The organism is Polynucleobacter sp. AM-25C3 (genome assembly GCF_018882335.1).
Lineage (GTDB): Bacteria > Pseudomonadota > Gammaproteobacteria > Burkholderiales > Burkholderiaceae > Polynucleobacter.
The window spans coordinates 1-13,996 of sequence record NZ_JACVOS010000006.1 but is presented as its reverse complement, the minus strand read 5'-3'; the positions used below and the strand labels follow the sequence as shown (position 1 = coordinate 13,996).

At 44.8% G+C, this 13,996-nt stretch carries 13 protein-coding genes; 6 read left to right on the top strand and 7 right to left on the bottom strand.

Going from position 1 to position 13,996, the window contains the following annotated elements; all coding sequences use genetic code 11:
- The first annotated feature begins 19 nt into the window (after positions 1–19).
- A complete protein-coding gene (gene ppsA / locus ICN12_RS05375) occupies positions 20–2,422 on the top strand; it encodes a phosphoenolpyruvate synthase (protein ID WP_216271319.1) in 2,403 nt (800 codons plus the stop codon).
- 90 nt (positions 2,423–2,512) lie between these two features.
- Here ppsA and ICN12_RS05370 read toward each other — a convergent pair whose 3' ends face one another.
- The 5 genes from ICN12_RS05370 to smpB form a co-directional block, all read right to left on the bottom strand.
- On the bottom strand, positions 2,513–3,394 hold the full coding sequence (locus ICN12_RS05370) for a proteasome-type protease (protein WP_216271317.1): 882 nt from the start codon (positions 3,392–3,394) through the stop codon (positions 2,513–2,515).
- 59 nt (positions 3,395–3,453) lie between these two features.
- Complete coding sequence (locus ICN12_RS05365; RefSeq protein ID WP_216271315.1) at positions 3,454–4,251, bottom strand: transglutaminase family protein; 798 nt, start codon at positions 4,249–4,251, stop codon at positions 3,454–3,456.
- A gap of 8 nt (positions 4,252–4,259) precedes the next feature.
- Entirely contained in the window at positions 4,260–5,240 is a 981-nt protein-coding gene (locus ICN12_RS05360; RefSeq protein ID WP_216271313.1) for an alpha-E domain-containing protein, read from the bottom strand.
- Positions 5,241–5,254: 14 nt separating this feature from the next.
- Positions 5,255–6,667: a circularly permuted type 2 ATP-grasp protein gene (locus tag ICN12_RS05355; RefSeq protein WP_216271311.1), complete on the bottom strand. Its 1,413-nt coding sequence runs from the start codon at positions 6,665–6,667 to the stop codon at positions 5,255–5,257.
- Positions 6,668–6,818: 151 nt separating this feature from the next.
- On the bottom strand, positions 6,819–7,271 hold the full coding sequence (gene smpB / locus ICN12_RS05350; RefSeq protein ID WP_216271309.1) for an SsrA-binding protein SmpB: 453 nt from the start codon (positions 7,269–7,271) through the stop codon (positions 6,819–6,821).
- Between the two features lie 26 nt (positions 7,272–7,297).
- Here smpB and ICN12_RS05345 point away from each other — a divergent pair, with 26 nt between their 5' ends.
- The 5 genes from ICN12_RS05345 to ICN12_RS05325 all read left to right on the top strand — a co-directional run bounded on the left by ICN12_RS05345 (position 7,298) and on the right by ICN12_RS05325 (position 12,672).
- The gene (locus ICN12_RS05345; RefSeq protein ID WP_216271306.1) at positions 7,298–7,732 is read left to right on the top strand and encodes a type II toxin-antitoxin system RatA family toxin; all 435 of its coding nucleotides are present in this window, start codon (positions 7,298–7,300) and stop codon (positions 7,730–7,732) included.
- Between the two features lie 4 nt (positions 7,733–7,736).
- On the top strand, positions 7,737–8,081 hold the full coding sequence (locus tag ICN12_RS05340) for an RnfH family protein (RefSeq protein WP_216271304.1): 345 nt from the start codon (positions 7,737–7,739) through the stop codon (positions 8,079–8,081).
- 26 nt (positions 8,082–8,107) lie between these two features.
- Positions 8,108–9,571 carry an IMP dehydrogenase gene (guaB, locus tag ICN12_RS05335; RefSeq protein WP_216271302.1) on the top strand — a complete coding sequence of 488 codons (1,464 nt, stop codon included), beginning with the start codon at positions 8,108–8,110 and terminating at the stop codon, positions 9,569–9,571.
- Positions 9,572–9,620: 49 nt separating this feature from the next.
- Positions 9,621–11,228: a glutamine-hydrolyzing GMP synthase gene (gene guaA / locus ICN12_RS05330; RefSeq protein ID WP_216271300.1), complete on the top strand. Its 1,608-nt coding sequence runs from the start codon at positions 9,621–9,623 to the stop codon at positions 11,226–11,228.
- Positions 11,229–11,388: 160 nt separating this feature from the next.
- Positions 11,389–12,672 (top strand): tyrosine-type recombinase/integrase, encoded by a 1,284-nt coding sequence (locus tag ICN12_RS05325; RefSeq protein ID WP_216271297.1) that lies wholly within the window; start codon positions 11,389–11,391, stop codon positions 12,670–12,672.
- Here ICN12_RS05325 and ICN12_RS05320 read toward each other — a convergent pair.
- Both ICN12_RS05320 and ICN12_RS05315 read right to left on the bottom strand, forming a co-directional pair.
- On the bottom strand, positions 12,659–12,910 hold the full coding sequence (locus tag ICN12_RS05320; RefSeq protein ID WP_216271559.1) for a hypothetical protein: 252 nt from the start codon (positions 12,908–12,910) through the stop codon (positions 12,659–12,661). The two genes, ICN12_RS05325 and ICN12_RS05320, sit on opposite strands and share 14 nt — an antisense overlap.
- A gap of 125 nt (positions 12,911–13,035) precedes the next feature.
- Positions 13,036–13,479 (bottom strand): DUF6641 family protein, encoded by a 444-nt coding sequence (locus ICN12_RS05315; RefSeq protein ID WP_216271295.1) that lies wholly within the window; start codon positions 13,477–13,479, stop codon positions 13,036–13,038.
- Between the last annotated feature and the right edge of the window lie 517 nt (positions 13,480–13,996).

Here is a 13,996-nt window from a genome sequence, read left to right as displayed (position 1 = left end):
TATCTTTAGAGAGTATTTTATGTCCAACCAACAGCAACAAAGTAGCGATGTAACAAACGCCTATGTTTTGCCTTTTGAGCAACTCCGCATGACTGACGTAGAGTCAGTTGGCGGTAAAAATGCCTCATTAGGCGAAATGATTTCTCAGTTGTCTTCCACTGGTGTTCGTGTACCTACTGGATTTGCAACCACCTCATTGGCATTTCGTGATTTCTTAGAGCACAACAATCTGACTGAGCGCATTCAGAAGCGTTTAGAAAATCTCAATATTGATGATGTGCGCGCGCTGGCTGAAGCTGGTAAAGAGATTCGTGGCTGGATTGAGACTGCACCATTCCAGGCGCGTCTTGATGAAGAGATTTGTACTGCATTTAAGAAGTTAGATGATTCCGGCAAAGGTTCATTTGCAGTGCGCTCTTCTGCAACGGCAGAAGACTTGCCTGACGCTTCATTTGCAGGGCAACAAGAAACTTTCTTGAACGTTGAAGGTATTGATGACGTTTTGCTGAAGATTCGTGAAGTATTTGCCTCTTTGTATAACGACCGTGCGATTTCTTATCGCGTTCACAAAGGCTTTGCTCATGCTGAAGTGGCCTTATCCGCTGGTATTCAGCGCATGGTGCGTTCTGACCTGGGCGCTGCTGGTGTGATGTTTACTTTGGATACGGAGTCTGGCTTTGAAGATGTCGTATTTATTACTTCAAGCTATGGCTTGGGTGAGACGGTAGTGCAGGGTGCAGTGAATCCAGATGAGTTCTATGTTTTCAAAACTACTTTGGCGCAAGATAAGAAGGCGATTATTCGTCGCTCTTTAGGCTCCAAGTTGATTCAGATGCAATTTGCGCCAGTTGGCTCTGCTGAGAAGGTGGTAACTGTTGATGTGGCCCCAGAAAAGCGCAATCGTTTTTCATTGGAAGATGCTGACATTACAGAATTAGCAAAATACGCTGTGATTATTGAAAAGCACTACGGTCGTCCAATGGATATCGAGTGGGGCAAGGATGGTCAAGATGGTCGCATCTACATCCTGCAAGCACGTCCAGAAACAGTAAAGAGCCAAGCTGCTGGCCAAGTGGAGATGCGCTATAAATTGAAGGGCACTTCTAAAGTTCTCGCCAAAGGTCGTGCAATTGGTCAAAAGATTGGTGCAGGTCCGGTTCGTGTGATTCGTGATCCGAGCGAGATGGATCGCGTCCAGCCTGGTGATGTATTGGTGGCTGATATGACCGACCCGAACTGGGAGCCCGTGATGAAGCGCGCTTCTGCAATTGTGACTAATCGTGGTGGTCGTACTTGCCACGCTGCGATTATTGCGCGTGAGTTAGGTGTTCCTGCGGTAGTGGGTTGCGGCGATGCGACTGAGCATTTGCAAGACGGCATGATGGTTACCGTTTCTTGTGCAGAAGGCGATGAAGGTCATATCTACGATGGCTTGATTGAGACTGAAGTGACTGAAGTTTCTCGTGGTGTATTGCCGGAGATTCCAGTGAAGATCACCATGAATATTGGCAATCCTCAGCTGGCCTTTGATTTCTGTCAAATCCCGAATGCCGGTGTTGGTTTAGCTCGTCTTGAGTTCATTATTAATAACTACATTGGCGTGCATCCACGTGCTGTATTGGAATATCCAAACATCGATTCTGATCTCAAGCGTGCGGTAGAGAGCGTTGCTCGTGGCTATGCAAGCCCCCGTCAGTTCTACGAAGATAAATTGGTCGAAGGCGTTGCAACGATTGCTGCTGCGTTCTATCCAAAACCAGTCATCGTACGTTTGTCAGACTTTAAGTCAAACGAATATAAGAAGCTCATCGGCGGTTCACGCTATGAACCAGATGAAGAAAACCCAATGTTGGGTTTCCGTGGCGCATCCCGTTACGTATCAGCAGATTTTGGTGAAGCATTTGCCTTAGAGTGCGCAGCTATGAAGCGTGTTCGCGAAGATATGGGTCTAGATAACGTAGAGATCATGGTGCCATTCGTGCGTACGATTAATCAGGCCAAGCGCGTGATTGAGATGATGGCGAACTTGGGCCTCAAGCGTGGTGAAAATGGCTTGCGCCTGATCATGATGTGCGAGATTCCATCAAATGCGATTTTGGCCGATCAATTCCTCGAGCATTTCGATGGATTCTCAATTGGCTCAAACGATATGACTCAGTTAACACTGGGTCTGGATCGTGATTCCGGCATGGAGTTGCTAGCCATTGACTTTGATGAGCGTGACCCTGCAGTGGAGTTCATGATTGCTCGTGCTATTGAGGCTTGCCGTAAGCAAAACAAGTATGTTGGTATTTGCGGTCAAGGCCCTTCAGATCACCCAGACTTTGCGCGTTGGTTAGTTGCCAAGGGTATTACCTCAATCTCACTTAATCCAGATAGCGTAGTAGCTACTTGGGAAATGTTGGGTAAAAACGAAGCCTAATGCATGCTGGCGGTATGCCAGCAAAGCTTGGTAGATGCAAAAAAGGCCTAGATTTGATCTAGGCCTTTTGCTTTGTGGGAGCTCGCTGAATTAGCGCTTAGCCTTTAAAGTTACCTTTTTCTTTGGGATCGTTTTGCTTACAGTTTTGGTGGGTGTAGCCACCTTCTTCACTGCTTTGCTGGCGCGATAAATCGGCACAGCACCCATCTTCTTGGCGGGGGAGGTAATAGATTTGGATGGTGTTTCTCCTGACCAGCTTGGCTCCGCAATTGAGTTAAACGCAGCACGTAATTTTTCGCCCCAGAGTTGATGAATCATCTGAAAGTAGGGATTGGATTCATCCATGGTGACTAGTTTGCTGGCTTGCAAAGAGTTCTTTTCGTAGACGAGTAAATCTAGTGGTAGGCCAACAGAAATATTGCTATTCAGAGTGGAGTCCATTGAAATCAATGCGCACTTCGTTGCCAAATTGAGGGGGGTATCAAAGCTAATCACCCTATCTAAGATCGGCTTTCCATATTTGGATTCACCTATTTGGAAATAACAAGTTTCTGGTGTAGCTTCAATAAAGTTGCCGGCTGAATAAATATTAAAGAGCCTTGGGCGTTCGCCCTTCACTTGACCGCCAAAGATCAGGTTGCAATTGAAATCAATCCCTGCTTTTTCTAGTGCCTTGTGATCTCTGTCATAAACCTGTTTAATGGCGTCTCCAATAACTACGGCTGCATCATGGGTGCTTTCCACATTCCACAGATTCTTTCCGTTGAGGAGTTGGCCCTGTAATAGGATTTCTTTAACGGCTTGAGTAATAGCAAGATTGCCGGCACTCATTAAGGTAAAAAAACGATCTTTATCTTTTTGAAATAAAGACATCTTTCTAAAGGTGCCAATTTGATCTACGCCCGCATTGGTGCGTGTGTCTGATAAAAAAACTAAACCATCTTTTAGGCAAAGCCCAACGCAATACGTCATCCTGCAACCCCTTTAATTATTCCTTGGAATTATCTCTTACTTGGCTTGAGTGGGGCGCTTTAGTTCAGTTGGGTGATGGATATATTAGCGCTCAGTTCTTCACCTCCGCCGCCTGAGCGGACGCCTTTAACGGGGGCTGCTGAGTAATAATCTCTACCAATAGCGAGGCGAATATGCCGAGCATCCGTAAAGCAGGCGTTGGTGATGTCGACGCTAAGCCAGAGCTTTTTATCAATGTCAGCGCAGAAATCAATCCAGGCATGGCTGGCTAAGTTTGGCGAGTCTTCAGCGAAGAAATAACCACTAACGTAACGTACCGGAATACCTGAGGCGCGACACAAGCCGAGCATGATGTGTGCATGATCTTGGCAGACGCCGGATTTCATGGCAAAAGACTGGGCTGCAGTGGTGGCAAAGTTGGTCTGTCCGGGGAAGTACAGGATGGCGCTTTGCACTGCTGCAGCTAATGCCATGACTTCATCGACAGAGTTTTTCTTGGGCAGAGATTCAGAGAAAAATTCCAGCATTTCTGGTGTGGGTTCCGTCAAATTCGTTTGTTGTAGCAGGTGGTAGGGAGACACCGCTTTAGGCGCATCGATAAATTCATAGGCATCTTGCGTATGGACTTCACCTTCAGCCTCAATCATCATCGAGGTATAGGAGGTTTCTTGTGCAAAAACGCTACAGAGATTTCCGAAGGCATCATAAGAGGTGCTTGCCTTGATGGGGGTGCTCACTTTCCATTTATCAATTGTTTGACCGGCTACATCAGATGGTGTGAGGCGCAACTCTTGAATAGAGTAACGTACTGGCGTTTCATAGCGATATTCTGTACGGTGACGAATCTTGAGGTGCATGGCGATCTTTAGGCTACTGCCAATGGAATAAGGTAGGCATTACTGAATTCATCAGCAATGTGATTAATGCGCTCTAAAAATTCTTCAATGAACTCTTCCAGGCCTTGAGAGAAAACCTCATCAATGTCTGAGTAATCTAAGTTTGCTTTGAGCTTTCCAAGTAGTCGTTCGATTTCCTTGGATTGTTGATTCTTCACTTCTGAAATCAATGGAATCAGTTCATTCACGCAACTAACCAGGGAGCGAGGCATTTGCTTATTAAAAATCAAGAGTTGTGCCACTTGCTTTGGAGTAACCTGGTCAGAGTAGATTTGGCGATAGATTTCAAAAGCAGATACTGAGCGAAGTAGGGCGGCCCAATGGTAGAAGTCAAAGAAATCGCCGTCTGCACCATCGGCTTCAACTTTTTTATCTGTGCGCAATACTTTCAGAGTTGCTTGGTCTTCATACTTTGTTTCTAAAATACGAGCAGTGTTATCGGCCCGCTCTAAAAGTGTGCCCACATTCATGAAGTAAAAAGCTTCATTCTTGAGCATGGTGCCGTGCATTACGCCCCTGAACAAATGACAGCGATGTTTTACCCACTCCAGTAGTCGGCTCGGGTCTGCTTGATTTCTCGCTTCGAGAATGCGCTGTAATTCTAGCCAAGTCGTATTTTGGGTTTCCCATGCTTCCGAGGTAATTCTTCCACGAATGACACGTGCATTTTCACGGGCAGCAAATAAGCAGGACACAATGCTGGACGGATTGCTGGTTTCATAAATCATGAAATCCAAAACATTTTCACGAGTGACTACATCGTATTTCTCTAGGAAGGATTCTTCTAGCTTGGAGATCGTGAGCAACTTCTTCCAACTCTGCTCCAGAAATTCTGCGGGCTGAGGTAATAGGGAGGTCTGATGATTGACGTCCAGCATGCGGGCAGTATTTTCTGCACGCTCTGTGTAGCGGGCCATCCAGTACAGGCAATCGGCGGTACGGCTCAACATATTTACTTATCCCTTTATTCTTCTAGCACCCAAGTGTCTTTAGTGCCGCCACCTTGAGAGGAGTTCACTACTAAAGAGCCTTCTTTAAGAGCAACGCGGGTGAGTCCACCTGGAACCATCTTGATCGTCTTGCCTGAGAGCACAAAAGGACGCAAATCAATATGGCGTGGCGCAACACCGGACTCAACAAAAGTTGGGCAGGTGGAAAGCGCGAGCGTTGGTTGGGCAATATATTTATCCGGATTGGCAATCAGATGCCCGCGGAATTCCTCAATCTCTGCCTTGCTGGCTGCTGGACCGACCAGCATGCCATAGCCACCGGCACCATGCGTCAACTTCACAACGAGCTTGTCTAAGTTCGCTAAGGTGTAAGCGAGATCATCCGGCTTGCGGCACTGGTAGGTCGGTACGTTATTCAGAATGGGTTTCTCACCGAGATAGAACTCGATCATGTCTGGAACGTACGGGTAGATGGATTTGTCATCCGCAATGCCGGTACCAATCGCATTGGCCAAAGTGACGTTACCAGCGCGATGTGCAGCGAGTAATCCAGCAACTCCTAATGTTGAATCAGAGCGGAAGGCGAGGGGATCTAAGAAGTCATCATCTACGCGGCGATAAATCACATCAACACGTTCAGGCCCTTGAGTCGTGCGCATAAATACTTGCTCGTTCTTCACAAACAAATCTTTGCCTTCTACCAACTCCACACCCATTTGTTGTGCGAGATAGCTGTGCTCAAAATAAGCTGAGTTGTACATGCCCGGGGTTAACACGACGACATTCGGTTTTTTAACATCATCAGGTTTAACTGACTTCAAGCACTCCAGCAGAAAATCGGGATAGTGCTCAACTGGGGCAACGCGATATTTTTGGAAAAGGTCGGGGAAGAGGCGCATCATCATCTTGCGGTCTTCAACCATATAAGAGACGCCAGAGGGTACGCGCAAGTTATCTTCTAAGACGTAGAACTCGCCTTCACCAGCACGCACAATATCAATACCGGCTATTTGAGCGTAGATGTCTCGTGGCACATTGACATTGCGCATCTCAGGGCGGTATTGCGCGTTGTTATAGATTTGCTCGGCAGGGATAATTCCCGCTTTGATAATTTCTTCTTCGTGATAGACGTCATAGAGAAAGCGATTGAGTGCTTTAACCCGTTGACGCAATCCAGCTTCTAGCTGCTCCCATTCTTTGGCGGTAAAGATTCGGGGCACTTGATCGAATGGAATGGTTCTCTCGGATCCGAGGTCATCCCCATAGACGGCGAAGGTAATGCCGACTCGTCGGAAGATGAGGTCAGCTTCAGCGCGTTTGAGACCCATGAGGGTGTCACTCTGCTGCTTAAGCCAGTTATGAAAAACTTGGTAATGGGGACGCGCTTTTCCGCTGGCGTCGAGCATTTCGTCAAAAGGCAATTTCATAGTTACAAACTAATGCCTTTGATTGGATAAGAAATCTGAAGATGAGGCAGCTTGGTGCCTTAATGCACTTAATTGGTGCAAGAATGCTTAGCTTTGACTGCTGTAGGGCTATTCACCCCAAGTCCCAGCATACACCGATTGTTTTGCCCAATTAGGCGTTGAGATCGCCCCTAGCAATTCGTCCTTTTTGGACTTCCCATTCACGCTCTTTAGTTGCTGCGCGTTTATCGTGCTGTTTCTTGCCTCGAGCTAGACCGATCTCACACTTCACATTTCCCTTGGAAAAATGCAAATTGAGGGGAACTAGGGTGTAGCCCTTTTGCTCAACTTTGCCAATGAGTTTTTTAATCTCAATCGCATTGAGTAGGAGTTTGCGGGTACGTGTGCTGTCTGGCACGATATGGGTGGACGCTGAGAGAAGGGGGGTGATGTGACAACCGATCAGGAATAGCTCCGCCCGACGGATGACAACATACGCTTCTTTGACGTGCACTCGACCGGCGCGGATGGCTTTTACTTCCCAGCCTTCCAGAACCAGCCCTGCCTCGAACCGTTCCTCGATAAAATAATCGAAGAAGGCTTTTTTGTTATCGACGATACTCATATTTATTTAGCTTCTCAAGATCGATTATGGCAGACGTCTACAAGACCGTTTTAATTGGCCAATCAGCCGAACGTATGTATGGCTTAGTAACTGACGTTGCGCGCTACCCAGAGTTCCTTCCCTGGTGTGGCGGAGTGGAAATTTTTGAGCAAACCGAGACTGTTTTGGATGCCAAAATCAATATCCACTTCAAGGGTATTAATCAGTATTTTCATACCCGCAACATCAATCACCGCCCTGAAACCATCGATATGGTCTTTGTAGACGGCCCTTTTAAGCATTTTTCTGGGCAGTGGAACTTCATTCCCCTGAAGGAAGATGCCTGCAAGGTGGAATTTAAGCTCCACTGGGAGTTTAAAAGTGCCATTCTAGATAAGCTCATCGGCCCAGTGTTCGGTCATATTGCCGGCACCTTTGTTGACTGCTTTGTAAAGCGAGCAGAAGACCTTGATGGGCAGTAAGTCCATGACCACCTTGAATCTCCTGATATGTGATGCTAGGCAAGGTGAGCCAAAGTTAAGCCATTTCACATTGGAGTTAGCGCCACATGAGAGTCCTACGGTTGGTTTAGCCCTTCAAAAGACTGGAATCGCAATAGCTTCTGATGACCCAGTCCTGTCTAGGAAAGGTTGTTTTGGCGTCTTTGGCAAGCGCAAGGACTGGGACAGCCCTATTTACGAGGGCGATCGCCTGGAGCTGTATTCACCGCTCCTGGTAGACCCCAAGGCCGTGCGACGAAAGAAGGCGAATCAGAACCAGGATGCCAAATTCCAGGCTGCCGCAGCTAAAAGAAAGGCTAGGAGGCTATAATCGGTTTTTGCGACTAGGGGTTTTGCATGCGACTCATTCAAAAAGCACTCACTTTTGACGATGTGCTCCTTGTACCGGCTTATTCTTCGGTACTCCCTCGAGATGCCAGCTTGGCAAGTAAGTTAACTCGAGATATTTCACTCAATACACCATTGGTGTCCGCTGCTATGGATACTGTGACCGAAGGTCGATTGGCAATTGCCATGGCCAGCGAAGGTGGTATTGGTATTGTTCATAAAAATCTCAAGCCCGCCGAACAGGCTAGGGAAGTAGCCAAGGTCAAACGTTACGAATCCGGTATTTTGCGTGACCCCATTACGGTGAGTCCCGATGTCACACTACGTCAAGTCATTCAACTATCTCGTGAACATGGTTTCTCTGGTTTTCCTGTTCTCACCGGTAAAGAAGTGGTGGGCATTATTACCAACCGCGACTTGCGCTTCGAAGAAGATTTGGATGCGCCAGTAAAAACCAAAATGACTCCACGCGAGCGTTTAATTACCGTTAAAGAAGGCTGCTCCTTAGAAGAAGCAAAGCGCTTGATGAGTCATCACCGCTTGGAGCGTGTACTGGTAGTTAATGATAAGTTTGAATTGCGTGGCCTCATTACTGTTAAAGATATTTTGAAAGCCACTGAGCATCCAAATGCCTGCAAAGATAGTGAAGGTAAGTTGCGCGTTGGCGCGGCAGTAGGCGTTGGCCCTGATAACGATGAGCGTATTGAGCTTTTAGTTCGTGCTGGCGTTGATGTCATCGTGGTCGATACTGCTCACGGCCATAGTCAAGGCGTATTAGACCGCGTTAAATGGGTCAAGAAAAACTATCCCCATGTTCAAGTGATTGGTGGCAATATTGCCACTGGTGATGCGGCTAGAGCATTGGCTGACCATGGCGCTGATGGCGTTAAGGTGGGTATTGGCCCAGGCTCTATTTGTACAACCCGAATTGTTGCGGGTGTAGGTGTTCCCCAGATTAGCGCGATTGTGAATGTGGCTGCTGCACTCAAAGGCACAGGTATTCCGTTAATTGCTGATGGTGGCGTTCGTTACTCAGGTGACGTGGCAAAAGCCTTGGCTGCTGGCGCAAGTTCTGTGATGATGGGTGGTATGTTTGCTGGTACTGAAGAAGCGCCCGGCGAAGTATTCTTATATCAAGGGCGTTCATACAAGAGCTATCGTGGCATGGGTTCTTTGGGCGCGATGGCAGATGGTTCTGCGGATCGTTATTTCCAGAGCGATATTGTTGCCAATGCAGAAAAGCTCGTGCCTGAGGGTATCGAAGGTCAAGTGCCATACAAAGGTAGCGTACTTGCCATCTTGCATCAACTGACTGGTGGTATTCGTTCTTCAATGGGCTACTTAGGTTGCAAGACGATTGATGAACTTCATGAGAAAGCGAATTTTGTGGAAATCACTTCAGCGGGTGTGCGTGAGTCGCATGTTCATGATGTGAAGATCACGAAGGAAGCCCCGAATTACCATATTGATTAACAAGTAAATAAAAGCTGAAATTAAGGCTGAATTAAAGACTGATTCTTTCGTGCACGACAAAATACTGATTCTCGACTTTGGTTCCCAAGTCACCCAATTGATTGCTAGGCGCGTGCGTGATGCTCGCGTCTATTCTGAAATCCATTCTTACGATTGCGATCCAGAATTTATTCGTAAATTTATTCAAGAGCAGGGTGGCAAAGGAATCATTCTTTCTGGTGGGCCAAGCTCTGTAACGGAAGAAGGTAGTCCTCGTGCACCTCAAATCGTTTTTGAATTAGGTGTTCCTGTTCTTGGTATTTGCTATGGCATGCAAACCATGGCAACCCAATTGGGTGGCGCCGTTGCTTCTGCTGAATCCTTGGGTAAAGCCCGTGAGTTTGGTTATTCAGAAGTGCGTGCCCATGGCCATACTAATTTGCTTAAAGGCATTCAGGACTTCTCCACTAGCGAAGGCCATGGCATTCTGAAAGTATGGATGAGTCATGGCGATTCAGTAACAACACTGCCACCATCCTTCAAGATGATGGCTTCAACGGAGTCTTGCCCGATTGCGGGTATGGCTGATGAAGAGCGTCAGTTCTATGCATTTCAGTTCCATCCTGAAGTAACCCACACCATACAAGGCGAGGCCATCATAGGCCGCTTTGTGCACGAGATCTGCGCTTGCAAACCAGACTGGGTCATGGGTGATTACATTAGTGAGGCTGTCGAAAATATTCGCAAGCTAGTCGGCGATGAAGAGGTCATCCTTGGTTTATCGGGTGGCGTTGACTCTAGTGTTGCCGCAGCATTAATTCATCGTGCGATTGGCGATCAACTTACCTGCGTTTTTGTGGATCATGGTTTACTTCGTTTGAACGAAGGCGACATGGTGATGGAAATGTTTGCACGCAACCTGGGTGTCAAAGTCATTCGTGTGGATGCTGCTCAAAAGTTTATGTCTGAGCTAGCAGGAGTTGCTGATCCAGAAGCCAAACGCAAAATTATTGGTAAAGAATTCGTTGAGATTTTCCAGACTGAGTCAGGCAAGATTGAGAATGCCAAGTGGCTTGCTCAGGGCACTATTTATCCAGACGTAATCGAGTCTGCTGGTAAAGGTAAAAAGGGCGCGCATACGATTAAGAGTCACCATAACGTGGGTGGTTTGCCTGAAGATATGCATCTCAAGCTACTTGAGCCCTTGCGTGAGCTGTTTAAAGATGAAGTGCGTGAACTTGGCGTTGCCTTGGGGTTACCACGTGAGATGGTATATCGCCATCCGTTCCCAGGACCCGGTCTTGGTGTTCGCATCTTGGGTGAGGTTAAAGCCGAATTCGCTAGTCTTTTACAACGTGCTGATGCCATCTTCATTGAAGAGCTACGCAACACGATTGATGAAGCCAGTCAAAAATCTTGGTATGACCTCACTAGCCAGGCCTTTGCCGTATTCTTGCCAGTCAAGTCTGTTGGTGTGATGGGCGATGGTAGGACCTATGAATATGTTGTCGCCTTGAGAGCGGTTCAAACGCAGGATTTTATGACTGCGCACTGGGCCCATTTGCCACATGAATTACTCGGCAAGGTATCGAATCGCATCATTAATGAAGTGCGCGGTATCAATCGCGTGGTCTATGACATCAGCGGAAAACCTCCGGCAACTATTGAGTGGGAGTGAAAACACGCTTGTAAGTCCTTGATTTATATGGATTTACGAGTTACACAAAAGTTTCACACAAAACAATAAGTCGTTGTATTCCTTAGCAATTTAATTTACAGTTGTTGAAATAGTTACACAACTTTGTAGCTATGAAAATAGACAGCTAAACATAAATTAAATGCCAACTAAAAAAGTTAAGACTAACGGAACAGAGATTGCTGTATTTGAAGACGCTGTTATTTACAAGCGTGGAGAGTATTGGCACTATAGGTTATGGTTAGCTAAAGAACGTAAGTATGTGCGTTTGAGCTTAAACACAACTAACTTGAACACAGCTAAAGAAGAAGTTAAAAAGCACTACTACGAGCATAAAGCTAAAGAATATGCAGGAGTTCCACACTTTAGTAAGACAGCTAAAGATGGCGTTGCTATGTATTTAGAACAACGACAAAAGCATATTGGTATAAACATTACTAAAGGAAGATTTAGCACAATTAAGACGCACTTAGAGCATTGGCTTAATTATATTAAGCGAGATACTAAGTTAAAAGAGTTAGGTATTAATGCTTGTGAAGATTACTTTAGTGCAAGACAAGCAGGAATAGGAAAGAAACAATCAATAAGTCACACAACTGTAGAAAATGAACAAAGCACTATTAATGCAATGATGAAGTGGCTTTATAAGCATCAACAAACAAACATTAATGGGTTTGAATTTACAAAACTTAAACGTGCTGATGGAGGTGATGAAAGTTTAAGACGTAATAGTTTTACGGATGACGAAGTTAAGGATATACGTAATGTATTGGACACATACATTGCAGAAGCATTACAGAAAATTAATGAAACTGGAAATTTAGTTAAGGCTATAACTGGTTACTACTTGGTAATTAGCTTAATGTTTGGATTGCGTAGAGGAGAGCAAACGCAGTTGGAATGGAGAGATTACGAAGAGTTTGAGCATAAGGTTGCTAATGAAGATTATGGTTTAGTTAAGCTAACTGTTAGAGCTGAAATAAGCAAAGTTAATAAGACACGCAGAATTGTAGAAAAAGATATTGGCTACTTTGCAGAACTATTTAATTTGCAATATCCACGTATCACAGCTTATCAAAAATCAAAACCTAAAGAACTACAGAAAAAATTTGGCAATACAATAATTTTTAGTCCTAACGGCGACAAAGCTATTAGTAATCGTGCAATTGCTTATCACTTCGATAAGGTAATGAAATTAGCAGAAATTGATAACTTAGAAAAGCGTAATATTGTTCCATACAGTTTTAGGCACTATTACATAACGCAAAAAGTGAATAGTGGATTAGTCCCAACTTCAGTTGGTGAAATAGCTGGAACAAGCACTACACAAATAGAAAATACTTACTATCACACTACAGACGCTAAGCTAATTGCTAATGCATTTGCAGGTTACACAATTAAAGATGGTTTGCTTATCCCAACTTAACACTATTAATAGTTTGCTGTGCCTTAGCGATCTTCTGCCTATCACGCTCTGCTTTAAGCTGTTTAGCTACATTATCCTTCTGTAGCTGTAAAGATTTAATGCGTTGTTGTTGTGGAGTAGGTGGTTTAATTACTTCTTCTATTTTCATATCATCACAGTTGCGTTGGCTGATGTGGCACATTGCTACTTCCAAATATTGTTTGGAATAATTTATATGCTTGTGCTTGATTCTGTGCATACAAGATAGTCTCAACCCACATCCCACTTGCATTAACTATAGCCTTATATCGTTTCATAACAATATTTAGTTTTATTACATTTACGTGCCCCAAATCCTTAAAACACTGGGGCACGTAAACAACACTATTTGTTAAATGCTTTGCGTGTAGCATCACTAACTTCACTAATAGCATCGTCAAATTCGCCTGCAACAACAGCATCTTTCAACTTATGTAACGTGCCAATTAGTTCTGTGCCATTAGTTAATTCGATAGCATTAGCACCTTTTTTGTTAAGTGGTAATGTTTTAGAGCCATACTTAACAGCTAAGTTAATCTTGCCATTCTCTGCAATCCAAAACCATTCCTTAACACGTTTAACTGTTTCAACAGTCATACGTTCACCTGTTTCTTTATTGGTAACTGTTTTTATGCGTTTTGGTGCATAAGTTTGCTGATTACGCTGTGCTTCGCATAATTCAAGCTGTTCTTGCACTTTAGCAAGTAGCTTATTACGACGTTGCATAATTGGTGAAATAGCTGTGCATTTAGCTGTAGTAATTAACTTCAAGTTTGTAACTATGCTCATTGTTTTCTCCTATAAGTTAATGGGCATACTTACTTTATGGCTGATTTTTTCTAATTCCTACCTAAATCTGCCACCAATTCTCACCAAAAACCTAATAATTAGTTAAAAATATATTGGTTTTATTTGGTTCGCATAAATAAACGTATGCAGATTACAGCAAATACCATACGTAGCTATTTAGATGAGCAAGCAAAGCACATAACCCATTATGTAGTTGCCCAAAGCTACTATCGCCCATATCACAAGCTCCCAAAAGACATAGAGCAGATGAAGCTGAATTTGGGTAAGGATTTGCGACACGCAAGCAACTGTTTTAGCAAGGAGCTATATGGGAATGGAGCAAGACGCAAACCACAGTTATATCAACCATTATTCATTCCTACGCTTGAAGGGGTAATACCCCCGCCCCTTAACCTGAGTTAAAAGTAGAATTTCTAAGTTGTTTGATTTAAAGGAAATTCTATGAAAACCTCCCGCTTTACCGATAGCCAAATCATGGCCATCCTCAAACAAGCCG

What these genes read in the sequence shown, in the direction of transcription:
- ppsA (WP_216271319.1), top strand. Translation starts at nt 20, where the DNA reads ATGTCCAACCAACAGCAACAAAGTAGCGATGTAACAAACGCCTATGTT.
- ICN12_RS05370 (WP_216271317.1), bottom strand. Translation starts at nt 3,394, where the DNA reads ATGACGTATTGCGTTGGGCTTTGCCTAAAAGATGGTTTAGTTTTTTTA.
- ICN12_RS05365 (WP_216271315.1), bottom strand. Translation starts at nt 4,251, where the DNA reads ATGCACCTCAAGATTCGTCACCGTACAGAATATCGCTATGAAACGCCA.
- ICN12_RS05360 (WP_216271313.1), bottom strand. Translation starts at nt 5,240, where the DNA reads ATGTTGAGCCGTACCGCCGATTGCCTGTACTGGATGGCCCGCTACACA.
- ICN12_RS05355 (WP_216271311.1), bottom strand. Translation starts at nt 6,667, where the DNA reads ATGAAATTGCCTTTTGACGAAATGCTCGACGCCAGCGGAAAAGCGCGT.
- smpB (WP_216271309.1), bottom strand. Translation starts at nt 7,271, where the DNA reads ATGAGTATCGTCGATAACAAAAAAGCCTTCTTCGATTATTTTATCGAG.
- ICN12_RS05345 (WP_216271306.1), top strand. Translation starts at nt 7,298, where the DNA reads ATGGCAGACGTCTACAAGACCGTTTTAATTGGCCAATCAGCCGAACGT.
- ICN12_RS05340 (WP_216271304.1), top strand. Translation starts at nt 7,737, where the DNA reads ATGACCACCTTGAATCTCCTGATATGTGATGCTAGGCAAGGTGAGCCA.
- guaB (WP_216271302.1), top strand. Translation starts at nt 8,108, where the DNA reads ATGCGACTCATTCAAAAAGCACTCACTTTTGACGATGTGCTCCTTGTA.
- ICN12_RS05325 (WP_216271297.1), top strand. Translation starts at nt 11,389, where the DNA reads ATGCCAACTAAAAAAGTTAAGACTAACGGAACAGAGATTGCTGTATTT.
- ICN12_RS05320 (WP_216271559.1), bottom strand. Translation starts at nt 12,910, where the DNA reads ATGCACAGAATCAAGCACAAGCATATAAATTATTCCAAACAATATTTG.
- ICN12_RS05315 (WP_216271295.1), bottom strand. Translation starts at nt 13,479, where the DNA reads ATGAGCATAGTTACAAACTTGAAGTTAATTACTACAGCTAAATGCACA.